The sequence below is a fragment of the Solidesulfovibrio carbinoliphilus subsp. oakridgensis genome, from assembly GCF_000177215.2.
GTDB lineage: Bacteria > Desulfobacterota > Desulfovibrionia > Desulfovibrionales > Desulfovibrionaceae > Solidesulfovibrio > Solidesulfovibrio carbinoliphilus.
Genome location: NZ_CM001368.1, coordinates 1,910,593 through 1,922,274, shown reverse-complemented (window position 1 = coordinate 1,922,274; position 11,682 = coordinate 1,910,593). Strand labels below are relative to the sequence as shown.

Below are 11,682 nucleotides of genomic sequence, written 5' to 3'. Positions count from 1 at the left end.
GGCCGGGACGCTTCCCGGCCGCGCCTGGAGAAGGCCATGGGGACCGTTTTCGAGGGACTGCGCAGTCTGGTGGCCAGCTTTTCCCGCCGGGAAGGGGGCCTGCAAAGCGGGGAAACCGCGGCCGTTTTCCGGGAAAAGTACAACCATTTCCAATCGCTTTTGGAGTCCAATACCGAACTCCTCAAGATCTGCGCCGAAATGGAAGTGATGCTCGAAGGCCGGGAGGTCTTCGGCATGGCCTTTATCCGCTCCCGGTCGAGCCGGGCCGTTTTCCATGCCATCCGCATGATCAAAAGCTTCGAGCGCCTGTCGAACCGGCCCCAGCCCGTGCTGCTGGACCTGGTCGAGCGCCTGTCGGCCGAGATCAAGGCCGTTGCCGGCGGCCGGCACGGCCAGGCGGCCGGCGCGCTGGTCCTTGATCTCTCCGAAATCACGGCCGGCATGGTGGATCAGGTCGGCGGCAAGTGCGCCAATCTCGGGGAAATCGGGAGCCGGGTGGGCCTGCCCGTGCCGGCCGGGTTCGCCGTGACGACCAGCGCCTTCCGGGCCTTTTTCGAGGAGGCCGGGCTTTTCGAGACCGTAGCCAGCCTGCGGCTTGGCATCACGCCCGACGATCCCGCCTCCATGGCCGCCGCGGCCGAGGAGATCCAGGCCGCCATCCTGCGCGCCTCCCTGCCCGTGGCCGTGGCCGGGGGACTCGCCGGGGCCGTGGCCGGCATCGCCGGCCGGGAGTCTGGCCCGGGCCCCGGCCCGGTCCGCTTCGCCGTGCGCTCGAGCGCCATCGGCGAGGACGGGGAGCTGTCCTTCGCCGGCCAGTACCTGACCATGCTGAATGTCGCCCCGGACCGGATCGAGAGCGCCTACAAGTTCGTCATCGCCAGCCTCTACACCCCCCGGGCCATGTCCTACCGGCTTTTGAAGGGCATCCCCGACGACGACGTGGCCATGGCCGTGGCCTGCCTGCAGCTCATTCCGTCCAAGGCGGCCGGCGTGCTCTACACGCGCCTGCCCGAGGATCCCTGCCGGGACGAGGTCCTCATCAACGCCGTGTGGGGGCTTGGGCCCTATGCCGTGGACGGGGTCGTCATTCCGGACACGATCCGGCTCGACCGCGAGTCCCTGGCCGTGACCGTGCGCCAGACGGCGGAAAAAGACCGCATGCTGGTGGCGTCCGAGGCCGGGGGACTCGTGGACGCGCCCGTGGACGAGGCCCTTCGCCGCGAGCCCTGCCTGTCCGACGCCATGGCCCGTCGGCTCGCCGCCTGGGGGCTCTCCCTCGAGCGCCATTTCGGCCGGCCCCAGGACATGGAATGGGCCCTCGACCCGGCCGGGGAGCCGGTCGTCCTGCAGTCGCGGCAACTGACGGCCCTGTCCGACGCCGGGTGCGCGGCCGGGGGCCCGCCGGTGGCCGGGGCCGAGGTGCTTATCGAGGGCGGCCAGACCGCCTGTTCGGGCGTGGGGGCCGGGCCGGTCCATCTGGTTCGCACCGACGACGACCTCGACGCCTTCCCGCCGGGCGCGGTCCTGGTCGCCCCCCACAGCTCGCCCCAGTTCATGGTGGCCATGCAGCGGGCGGCGGCCATCGTCACGGACCAGGGGAGCGTCACCGGGCACATGGCCTCGCTGTCGCGGGAATTCGGCGTGCCGACGCTGCTTGGCCTGCGGGAGGCCACCCGGCTTCTGGCCGAGGGCCAGGTCGTCACCGTGGACGCGGCCTCGGGCCGGATCTATCGGGGGAGGGTGGAGAGCCTGCTCGCCACGGCCGGGGACACGGCTGCGGCCTTCATGGCCGGGACCCAGGTCCACGGCATCCTGGCCGACGTGGCCCGGCGCATCATCCCGCTGACCCTTCTCGATCCCAAGTCCCCGGCCTTCCGTCCGGAGAACTGCCAAAGCCTGCACGACGTGATCCGGCTGCTGCACGAATGGTCCTACGGCGAGATGTTCGCCATAAGCGACCTGGCCGCCGGCCAGCGCGGGGTCACGGTCATTCTGGAAGCGACAACCGGCCTCGACCTCCACATCATCGACCTTGGCGGCGGCATCCGCCCGTCGGCCTCGGGCCAGACCCGGGTCAGGCCCGGGGACATCGTGTCGCGGCCCTTTGCCGCGCTTCTGACCGGCCTTGTGCTGGCGGGCGAAGCCAAGGCCGTGCGGCCGGTCAACCTCGGCGGCTTCCTGTCCGTCATGTCCGAGCAGATGCTGTCCCAGCCCAAGGCCGGCAGCGAGCGGTTCGGAGAGAAGTCCTACGCCATCATCTCGGAGAAATACCTCAATTTCAGTTCGCGGGTCGGCTACCACTACGGCGTGCTCGACTGCTACTGCGGGGCCACCGTCAACAAGAACTACATCACCTTCTCCTTTGCCGGCGGCGCGGCCGACGACGTCAAGCGGTCGCGCCGGGTCCGGGCCATCGCCCGTATCCTCCAAGAACTGGGCTTTGCCGTGGAAACCGTGGCCGACCGGGTGTCCGGGCGGTTCCAGAAGGTCCCGGCGGCCGACATCGAGGAAAAGCTCGGGCACATGGGAAGGCTTTTGCAGTTCACCCGCCAGACGGATATGCTGATGGTCAGCGAATCGAGCATCGAGGCCATGGTGGCCTGCTTCCTGTCCGGGGCGCCCTGTTTCGATCCGGCCAGGGCCGGCGGGGAGGCCGGGACGGCCTGAGCTTTTTTCCGGCCCGCCCGGCAGGGCTCGAAGCGCCGGGCCGGAACCGTTGTCTCCGCCGTGGCCCTGCCCGGCGTTTCGGGAGCAGGCCGTTGCCGCAAAACCCTTTTCACGGAGTCCGCCATGCCGCAACTGGCCGCCAACCTGACCATGCTGTTCACGGAACTGCCGTTTCCCGAACGTTTCGCCGCCGCCGCCAGGGCCGGCTTCCGCCATGTGGAATACCTGTTTCCCTACGCCTATCCGGCCGGGGAACTGCGCGGGCTTTTGGACGCCAACGGGCTGACCCAGGTCCTTTTCAACCTGCCGAGCGGCGACTGGGCGGCCGGGGACCGGGGCATCGCCGCCGATCCGGGCCGGGCGGCCGAGTTCCGCGACGGCGTGGGCCAGGCGCTGGCCTATGCCAAGGCCCTCGGCGTCACCCGCCTCAACTGCCTGGCCGGCAAGGTTCCGGCCGGCTGCGCCCCGGAAGCGGCCCTGGACGCCCTGTGCGAAAACGTGGCCTTCGCGGCCGACGCCCTGGCTGCCGAAGGCCTGTCCCTGGTCATCGAGGCCATCAACCACTTCGACATCCCGGGCTTCGCGCTTACCCGCACGGGGCAGGTCATGGCCCTTCTCGACGACCTGGCCCGGCCCAACGCCTTCATGCAGTACGACGTCTACCACGCCCAGCGCGAGGAAGGGGAACTGGCCGCGACCCTGGCCGCCAACCTGCCGCGCATCGGCCACGTCCAGGTGGCGGACAATCCCGGCCGGCACCAGCCCGGCACGGGCGAGATCCACTATCCCTTCCTTTTCGCCGAACTCGACCGCCTGGGCTACGCCGGCTTCGTCGGCCTCGAATACGTGCCCACCCCCGACACCGTGGGCTCTCTTTCCTGGATCAAGGAAATGGGCCTGGCGTTATAGCTTTTTCCCCCTTTCAGGGGGTCCGGGGGGGATGATCCCCCCCGGCCGCCGGAGGCATCTTCTCTTCTCTCTTCGCAATAAGGAAACACCATGAAAAAGATCGGCTTCATCGGCCTTGGCATCATGGGCAAGCCCATGTGCCGCAACCTGCTCAAAGCCGGCTACGACCTGACCGTTTTCAGCCGCAGCAAGGACAACGTGGCGGCCGTGACCGACCACGGCGCGGCCTATGCCCCGTCGCCGGCGGCCGTGGCCGAGGTGTGCGAGCTGGTCATCACCATGGTGCCGGACTCGCCCCAGGTGAAGGAAGTGGTCCTTGGCGAGGGCGGGGTCATTCACGGCGGCAAGGCGGGCCTTTACGTCGTGGACATGAGCTCCATCGCTCCCCTGGCCAGCCGGGAGATCGGGGCCGGGCTGGCCCGCAAGGGGATCAAGTTCCTGGACGCCCCGGTCAGCGGCGGCGAGCCCAAGGCCGTGGACGGCACGTTGACCGTCATGGCCGGCGGCAGCGAAGCCGATTTCGAGGCGGTACGGCCCGTGCTCGCGGCCATGGCCGCCTCGGTGACCCGGGTCGGCGAGATCGGGGCCGGCAACGTGGCCAAGCTGGCCAACCAGATCGTGGTGGCGCTCAATATCGCGGCCATGTCCGAAGCCTTTGTCCTGGCGGCCAAGGCCGGGGTGGAGCCGGAGCTGGTCTATCAGGCCATCCGGGGGGGCCTGGCCGGCAGCACGGTCCTGGACGCCAAGGCCGGGCTGGTCATGGACCGCAAGTTCGATCCCGGCTTCCGGATCAGGCTCCACGTCAAGGATCTGGCCAATGTCATGCAAACGGCCAACGAATTGCATGTGCCCCTGCCGTTGACCGCCTCGGTCATGGAAGTGATGCAGGCCATGCTGGCCGACGGCTGCGGCGAGGACGACCATGGGAGCATCATCCGGTATTTCGAGAAGCTGGCCCATGTGACGGTCGGCCGGTAGCCTGGCGTCATCGAAACAAGGCGATTTGCCGATTTGTCGGCAAAACCACGGCTCCGCCCGCCTGCCCGTGGGGCGAGTGCCGCAACCGGCGCGCCGCGCGCCGCAAAGGAGGCCGTTTTGCGAAGTCGAAGACTGGCCGTGGCCCTGGCCGTGGTCCTGACCCTGTGCGGGGTGGGGGCCCTGGCCGCCAAGGTCATGAGTGTCGCGGTACGGGATGGGCAGGTCCGGGAGACCCCGTCGTTTCTCGGCAAGATCGTCGGCAAGGCCAGCTACGGCCAGACGGTGGACGTCAGCGACGAGCAGGGCGACTGGGCCAAGGTGTCGGTTTCGGGCGGCCCCTCGGGCTGGATGCACCGCTCGGCCCTCTCTGCCGGCAAGCTGGCCCTGTCGAGCGGTTCGGGCGCGTCGGGAAACGTGTCCGGCAAGGAAATGGCGCTGGCCGGCAAGGGCTTTTCCGCCCAGGTCGAGGCCGACTACCGGCGCGGCCACGGCGGCGACTACGCCGCCATCGACGCCATGGAGCGCCAAAGTTATAGCCCGGCGGCGCTCCTGGCCTTTCTTGGCCAGGGCGACGTCAAGCCCCAGGGAGGCAGCCGATGAAACCGCGTCTCCTCCTCTCCCTCGGCGGCCTTCTGCTGACCGGGCTGGCTCTTTTCGGCTGCAACAACCCCGACGCCGTCTCCCGGGTGCTCGGCTCCCTCGGCAATGTCGGCGGGGCCCCGGTCGGCGACTACGCCGCCTCGGCCGTCAAGGGCGCCTCGGCCGTGGCCCACGCGGCCGAGGACTTCAACCCGGAACAGGAATACTACATCGGCCGGTCGGTCGGCGCCTCGCTTCTGGCCAAATACCGGCCCTACAACAACGCCAAGGCCAATGCCTACGTCAACGAGGTCGGCCAGGCCCTGGCCATGTTCTCGGACATGCCCCAGACCTACGGCGGCTACCACTTCCTGATCCTCGATTCGGCCGAGATCAACGCCTTTGCCGCGCCGGGCGGGCTCATCTTCATCACGCGCGGCATGCTGCGGTGCTGCTCGGGCGAAAACGCCCTGGCCGCGGTCCTGGCCCACGAGATCGGCCACGTCCAGGGCAAGGACGCCCTGCGGTCCATCAAGCGCGCCCGCACCACCGAGGCCCTGGCCATCATCGGCGGCGAGGCCGTCAAACACGCCGGCGGCGGACAGCTCACCCAGCTGACCAACATCTTCGCCGACTCCATCGGCGACATCATGACCACCATGGTCAACAACGGCTATTCCCGGACCCTCGAATACCAGGCCGACAAGACCGCCGTGACCATCCTCACCCGCACCGGCTACAACCCGGCCGGGCTGCCGGACATGCTGGCCGAGATGCAAAAGCGCCTGACCCCGGGAGGCACGGACTTCGCCAAGACCCACCCGGCGCCCAAGGACCGCATCACGGAACTGGCCAGCCTCGCCCGCGTGGCCGAGGTCAACGAACCCCCGGCCCGGGCCGCCCGCTTCAAGGCGGCATTGGGGAATATCTAAGAGCTGGGGCCCTGCCCCAGACCCCGCCAGGGCTCTGCCCTGGACCCGCCGGGGGGAATCATTCCCCCCGGACCCCCCGAAAGGGGGCAGGGCGCGGGACCGGCATCGGCCCCGCGCCCATGGCGGGGGCACGTCTCCCGAAGAGAACACCCATGCAAAATACCCCGTTTTCCCCTTCCAGGGGGTCCGGGGGGGATGATCCCCCCCGGCCGCCGGAGGCCTCTTCCTCTTCCCTCCTCTCCCGTCTCCGCCTGCGGCGCACGCGCCTTCTCCACGGCCTCTCGGCCGGGTTGGCCGGCCTTCTGGCGGCCTGGCTGCTGTCACTTTCCGGCATCGTGACCTCGTTCGAGGCCCGGACCTTCGACTGGCGGGCCCGGCTGCTGGCTCCGGGCGGCAGGGGTTCGGACGCGGTGCGCCTGATCCTCCTCGACCAGGCGAGCCTCGACTGGGGGGCCAGGGAAAACGGCCTGTCCTGGCCATGGCCGCGCGAGGTCTACTCGGTCATCCTGGATTTTTGCCGCCGGGGCGGGGCCAAGGCCGTGGCTTTTGACGTGCTTTTCACCGAACCGTCGTCCTACGGCGTGGCCGACGACACGGCCCTGGCCGAGGCCGGGACGCTCTTTGGCAACTTCGCCCTGCCGGTCTTCCTCGGCCGTGAGACCGGGCAGGCGACACGGTGGCCGGCCGACGCGCCGGCCGGTCCGCTGCGGATCAAGGGGCTGGAAACCTGGCTGGCCGGCCTGTCGCCCGAGGACGCCCCGGTCTACCCCAAGGCGGCCTTTCCCGTGCCCGAGGTGGCGGCCGGGGCGAAGATCCTCGGCAACGTCAGCCAGGACCCGGAGTTCGACGGCGTCTACCGCCGGGTGGGGCTCTTCGGCGTCTTCGACGGCCGGCCGGTGCCGGCCCTGTCGCTGGCTTCAAGGCTCCTGGCCGAACCGCCCCTCGACGCTTCGATTGGCGGCATGACCCTGCGCCTGGGGGCGGTCACCATCCCCGTGGACGACGCCGGCCGGGCCATTCCCCGCTGGCGGCGCTCGTCGGACTTTCCGGCCGTGTCCGCCGCCGCCGTCATTCAGAGCGAGCTGGCCCTGCGCGAAGGCGGCAAGCCGACCCTCAATCCGGAGATGTTCCGGGGGCGCTACGTGCTCTTCGGCTTTTCCGCGCCAGGCCTCCTGGACCTGCGCCCGTCGCCGGTGGGCGGCGTGACCACGGGCGTGGAGATCCATGCCCAGGCCTTGCAGAGCCTTCTGACCGGCGATTTCCTGCGGGTGGTGCCGCACTGGGCCGGCTGGTGGCTGGCCGCCGGTCTGGCCGTGGCCGCCGGCCTGGCCGTGTCCCTGGCCCCCGGGGCCACGGCCAGCGCGGTGGCGTTTCTCGTGTTCCTGCCGCTGCCCCTGGGCCTGGCCCTGTCCGCCTATGCCTGGGGCCTGTGGCTGCCCCTGGCCCTGCCGCAGGTGGCCGTGGCCGGCGGGCTGGCCGTGGCCGTGCTGGTCGGCTACGCCACCGAGGGCCGGCAGAAGCGGTTCATCAAGTCGGCCTTCCGCCAGTACCTCTCCCCGGACGTCATCGAGGCCCTCATCGCCCAGCCGGAACGCATGAGCCTCGGCGGCGAACTGCGCGAGCTGACCATCTTCTTCTCCGACCTGCAGGGATTCACCGGCATCTCCGAAGGCCTCGGGCCCCAGGAGCTGACCGCGCTCCTCAACCGCTACCTGACCGCCATGACCGACATCATTTTGGACGAGGGCGGCACCGTGGACAAATACGAGGGCGACGCCATCATCGCCTTCTGGAACGCGCCGCTCGACCAGCCCGACCATGCCGCCCGGGGCGTGCGCACAGCCCTTCGCTGCCAGGACCGGCTGGCCGAACTGCGCCCCGCCTTTCGCGAAATCTCGGGCCATGACCTCTTCATGCGCGTCGGCCTCAATACCGGCCCGGCCGTGGTCGGCAACATGGGCTCCGATTCCCGTTTCGACTACACCATGCTCGGCGACGCCGTGAACCTGGCCTCGCGCCTGGAAGGCATCAACAAGCAGTTCGGCACCTTCACCATGATCTCCCAGGCCACCCGCGATGCGGCCGGCCCATCTTTCGCCTCCCGCAAGATCGGCTGCGTGGCCGTGGTCGGCCGGGCCGAGCCGGTGGACGTCTACGAGCCGCTGTGGCCGGATGTCGCGGCCAGGGCCAGGACGACCCATGCCGCCTTCGCCGCCGCCCTGGACCTGTTCACCAAAGGCGATTTCCAGGCCGCCCAGGCCGGGTTCGCCGCCCTGGCCGACCACGACCCGGCCGCCGCGTCCTATGTGGCGCGCTGCCGGCGGCTCGGCGAGGAGACGCCGGCCGGGTGGAGCGGGGTGTGCGTGCTGACGTCGAAGTAGGAGGAAGGAATGCCTCCGGCCGCCGGAGGCATCTTTTTCTCTATTCTCCGCCGACAGCAAATCCCAGCCGTTCCAGTCCTTCCCTATCGGCCGCGAGCGACGCGCCGGCGGTGGTCAGGTAGTCGCCGACCATGAGGCCGTCGGCGCCGACGGCCATGGGGGCCAGGGGATCGGTCGCGCCGAAGACGGCGGGCCGGCCGCCGCAGATGCGGATCTGGCGGTCGGGCAGCAGGAAGCGCAGGAGGATGACGATGCGCCGGGCTTCGTCGGGGGAAAGGACGGGCTGGGTGCCGAGCGGCGTGCCCGGGATGGGGGAGAGGAAGTTGACCGGGATGGAGAAGGCGCCCGCTTCGAAGAGGGTCTGGGCCAGGTCGGCCCGGTCAGCCCAGGTCTCGCCCATGCCGAAGAGGCCGCCCGAGCAGACGGGGATGCCGAGGGCCCGGCATTGGCGCAGGACATCCAGGTTGTCGTCGAAGGTCCGGGTGGTGCAAATGCTTGGGTAAAAGGCCCGGGAGGTTTCGAGGTTGTGGTGGTAGGCGGCCAGGCCTGCGGCCTTGAGCCGGGAGAGGGCCTCGCGCGAAAGGACGCCGAAGGAGGCGTCGGCGGCCATGCCAAGGGCCGCGATGCCGGCCAGGGCGGTTGCGGCCGTTGCCAGTTCGGCTTCGGGCAGGGCCTTGCCCGAGGCCACGACGCCGAAGCGGGAGACGCCGGCGGCGTGCATGGCTGCGGCCGCCGCCACGATGCGGTCCGGGTCGAGCAGCGGGTGCTCGGGGGAGGAGGTGGCGTAGTGACCGGACTGGGCGCAAAAGGCGCAGTTCTCGCCGCAGCGGCCGGATTTGGCGCTAATAATAGCGCAAAGCGAGGCTTGGCGGCCGAGCCGGTGGGCGCGCACGGCGCTGGCGGCGGCGGCCAGGGCGTCGAGGTCCGGACCGGACGCCTGGGGCAGGTGGGTGAGGAGCCTGTCCCGGCCGGTGTCGGACAGAAAGCCGCCGGCAAGAAGCGGCCGGGCCAGTTCGGTGGCAAGGGTGTTTTTTTCAGGCATGGCGTGCTCGGAGGACGGTTTTTATCCCTGGCGCGGCATTTGGGCAAGCCGGCGGACGAGGGGTGTTTGTTTGGAGGATGGCTTGCCTTTTCCCGCAATTCTTTCCATAACAGTAAAAGGAAGTTAGCCCCGCTTGTCCGTCGGCCGGGCGGGGGCGTGCGCGCCGCGGGGCGCGGCGCGGGGTTCGCCACGGTCGGAAGGTTGATCCCGGCGGGCAGATCTTAACCAAAGGAGAGGAACATGATGCGAATGCGTGCGAGACAAGTGGTGTTCGGGCTGGCCTTGGCCCTGGCCGTGGCCGTGGCGGTTCCCGCCCTGGCCCAGGATTATGAAATGCCGGTGGTGACCGGGGATCATTGGCAGCGGTCCACGCCGCAGGAACGCAAGGCCTTCGTCCTGGGCGCGGCCACCATCATCGAGCTGGATCAGGAAGTGCAGGGCACCCCTCCCGCGAAAAAAAGCACCATCAACGCCTGGGCCCAGGGTCTTTCCCATTTCACCTTCGACCAGATGGTGGCGGCCATCGACAAGTGGTATGCCGAACATCCGGACAAGGCCACGCGGCCGGTGATCGAGGTCATGTGGTACGAGCTGGCCAAGCCGAACTGCCCTCCCGGCACCTTTGACCAGTCCGGGACGGAGGAAGAAAAGCCCATGCCCGGCAAGAAGGCCGGCAAGGGCAAGGTCGCCAAGCCTTAGGCAGCATAGCCAAATCGCCGGGCGGCATTATCTTCAGGAGAAGCGGGCTCTGAAACAGGAGCCGGGAGCGGTTCGCCACATGTGGCGAGAACAAAGGAGAACACCATGAAGCGTTTGAGCGCGATGATCGCCGTCCTCATGCTGGTCGGCAGTCTCGGCTGCACCAATATGACGAAAACCCAGCAGGGCGCGCTTTCCGGCGCCGTGATCGGGGCCGGCACCGGCGCGGCCATCAGCGCCATCTCCGGCGGCAACGCCGGTGTTGGCGCGGGCATCGGCGGGGCCCTGGGCGGCATTGCCGGCGGCCTGATCGGCCATTCCCAGGAGCGGGGTTACTCCTACTAACCGTCCGGTCGCGTCCTTCGGGACGCCGGGCCGTTTTTCAAACGCCGCACTCCGGCGGGTCCTTCCCGGCCCGGCGGGTTGCGGCGTTTCCGATTTCTCCCCGCCGGCGGCGAATCTCCCGCCGCCCAGGCCATCCATTCCCGCCCCGTCCTTAAAAAATCCCTCCCGCCCCGTCGGGGAGGGTCCGGGAGGGGATCATCCCCTCCCGGCCGCCGGAGGCATCTTCTCTCTTTTCTTCTTCTCACCCCTCATTCAGGAAATGCCTCGCGGGCCAGGGCCAGCCAGGCCCGGGCGGCCGGGGACAGGCGCGCGCCCTTGCGCCAGACCAGGGCCGCCCGCCAGCGCAGGTCCTCCTCGTCGAGGAGAACGGCCCCAAGCGGAGCCAGCCGCCGGCCCTCGGTCAGGATGCGCGGCAGGAGGGCCACGCCGAGCCCGGCCGCGACCAGGGCGATGATGAAATCGACCTGGCTGCTGCGGGCCGCGCCATGCGGCAGAAAGCCCCGGGCCCGGCAGGCCGCCTCGATGCGGGCGTTGAGCGCGAATCCCTGCTCGAAGAGGATGAACGGATAAATGGCCAGCTGGCTGAGTTTCAGGGCCGGCTGTCCGCCCAGGGGATGGTCGGCCCACAAGACGGCCATGAGCGGGTCGTCGCGCACCGGCTGCCAGTCGAAGGCCTCGGAGACCGGCAGAAGCGACACGGCCAACTCCACCTCGCCGGCCAAAAGCGCCTCTTCCAGCCGGGCGCTGCCTTGCTCCATCAGTTCGATCTCCACGCCGGGATGCCGGCTGCGGTATTCGGCGAATAGCGGCGCGAAAAGCCGGGCGCTGCCGAAGATGGGCAGCCCCAGGCGCAGCCGGCCGGAAATAAGCCCCTTCAAATCCGCCATGTCGGCCACCAGATGCTCGCTCTCGGCCAGGATGGCCACGGCCCGGGCGTAGGCGACCTCGCCGGCGCCGGTCAGCCGCACGCCCGGCCCGAGCCGGGTGAAAAGGGCCTCGCCGAGCTCCTCCTCCAACTGGCGCACGGCCTTGCTGACCGTGGACTGGGTGGAAAAAAGCACCCGGGCCGCCCGGGAGAATCCGCCGTGCCGGGCCACTTCCACGAAGGCGTGCAGGTTTCGCAGTTCCATCTCCATTCCAATACGGAATA

At 69.4% G+C, this 11,682-nt stretch carries 10 protein-coding genes; 8 read left to right on the top strand and 2 right to left on the bottom strand.

The window, feature by feature from the left end:
• Nucleotides 1–36: 36 nt before the first annotated feature.
• From DFW101_RS08310 to DFW101_RS08285, 6 genes are all read left to right on the top strand, one after another.
• Nucleotides 37–2,667: a PEP/pyruvate-binding domain-containing protein gene (locus DFW101_RS08310; protein WP_009181060.1), complete on the top strand. Its 2,631-nt coding sequence runs from the start codon at nt 37–39 to the stop codon at nt 2,665–2,667.
• A gap of 123 nt (nt 2,668–2,790) precedes the next feature.
• Nucleotides 2,791–3,576, top strand: coding sequence for a hydroxypyruvate isomerase (gene hyi, locus DFW101_RS08305; RefSeq protein ID WP_009181059.1), 786 nt, complete (start codon nt 2,791–2,793; stop codon nt 3,574–3,576).
• A 90-nt stretch (nt 3,577–3,666) separates the two neighbouring features.
• Nucleotides 3,667–4,554, top strand: a complete 888-nt coding sequence (gene garR / locus DFW101_RS08300; RefSeq protein WP_009181058.1) for a 2-hydroxy-3-oxopropionate reductase — start codon at nt 3,667–3,669, stop codon at nt 4,552–4,554.
• A 117-nt stretch (nt 4,555–4,671) separates the two neighbouring features.
• On the top strand, nt 4,672–5,154 hold the full coding sequence (locus DFW101_RS08295) for an SH3 domain-containing protein (protein WP_009181057.1): 483 nt from the start codon (nt 4,672–4,674) through the stop codon (nt 5,152–5,154).
• Nucleotides 5,151–6,065, top strand: a complete 915-nt coding sequence (locus tag DFW101_RS08290) for a M48 family metalloprotease (protein WP_009181056.1) — start codon at nt 5,151–5,153, stop codon at nt 6,063–6,065. The genes DFW101_RS08295 and DFW101_RS08290 overlap by 4 nt, the downstream gene beginning before the upstream one ends.
• Before the next feature lie 152 nt (nt 6,066–6,217).
• Nucleotides 6,218–8,446: a CHASE2 domain-containing protein gene (locus DFW101_RS08285; protein ID WP_009181055.1), complete on the top strand. Its 2,229-nt coding sequence runs from the start codon at nt 6,218–6,220 to the stop codon at nt 8,444–8,446.
• A 40-nt stretch (nt 8,447–8,486) separates the two neighbouring features.
• Here DFW101_RS08285 and bioB read toward each other — a convergent pair whose 3' ends face one another.
• Nucleotides 8,487–9,488, bottom strand: coding sequence for a biotin synthase BioB (gene bioB, locus DFW101_RS08280; RefSeq protein WP_009181054.1), 1,002 nt, complete (start codon nt 9,486–9,488; stop codon nt 8,487–8,489).
• 240 nt (nt 9,489–9,728) lie between these two features.
• On the opposite strand from bioB, the gene DFW101_RS08275 reads away from it, so the two are divergent.
• Both DFW101_RS08275 and DFW101_RS08270 read left to right on the top strand, forming a co-directional pair.
• Nucleotides 9,729–10,187 (top strand): hypothetical protein, encoded by a 459-nt coding sequence (locus tag DFW101_RS08275; RefSeq protein ID WP_009181053.1) that lies wholly within the window; start codon nt 9,729–9,731, stop codon nt 10,185–10,187.
• 105 nt (nt 10,188–10,292) lie between these two features.
• Complete coding sequence (locus DFW101_RS08270; protein ID WP_009181052.1) at nt 10,293–10,532, top strand: YMGG-like glycine zipper-containing protein; 240 nt, start codon at nt 10,293–10,295, stop codon at nt 10,530–10,532.
• Nucleotides 10,533–10,780: 248 nt separating this feature from the next.
• Here the strand turns inward: DFW101_RS08270 and DFW101_RS08265 are convergent, their stop codons facing one another.
• On the bottom strand, nt 10,781–11,662 hold the full coding sequence (locus DFW101_RS08265) for a LysR family transcriptional regulator (RefSeq protein ID WP_009181051.1): 882 nt from the start codon (nt 11,660–11,662) through the stop codon (nt 10,781–10,783).
• Nucleotides 11,663–11,682 lie beyond the last annotated feature (20 nt).

Bases quoted from the DNA above. Each gene is read 5' to 3' on its own strand.
- DFW101_RS08310 (WP_009181060.1), top strand. From the start codon at position 37: ATGGGGACCGTTTTCGAGGGACTGCGCAGTCTGGTGGCCAGCTTTTCC.
- hyi (WP_009181059.1), top strand. From the start codon at position 2,791: ATGCCGCAACTGGCCGCCAACCTGACCATGCTGTTCACGGAACTGCCG.
- garR (WP_009181058.1), top strand. From the start codon at position 3,667: ATGAAAAAGATCGGCTTCATCGGCCTTGGCATCATGGGCAAGCCCATG.
- DFW101_RS08290 (WP_009181056.1), top strand. From the start codon at position 5,151: ATGAAACCGCGTCTCCTCCTCTCCCTCGGCGGCCTTCTGCTGACCGGG.
- DFW101_RS08285 (WP_009181055.1), top strand. From the start codon at position 6,218: ATGCAAAATACCCCGTTTTCCCCTTCCAGGGGGTCCGGGGGGGATGAT.
- bioB (WP_009181054.1), bottom strand. From the start codon at position 9,488: ATGCCTGAAAAAAACACCCTTGCCACCGAACTGGCCCGGCCGCTTCTT.
- DFW101_RS08275 (WP_009181053.1), top strand. From the start codon at position 9,729: ATGATGCGAATGCGTGCGAGACAAGTGGTGTTCGGGCTGGCCTTGGCC.
- DFW101_RS08270 (WP_009181052.1), top strand. From the start codon at position 10,293: ATGAAGCGTTTGAGCGCGATGATCGCCGTCCTCATGCTGGTCGGCAGT.
- DFW101_RS08265 (WP_009181051.1), bottom strand. From the start codon at position 11,662: ATGGAACTGCGAAACCTGCACGCCTTCGTGGAAGTGGCCCGGCACGGC.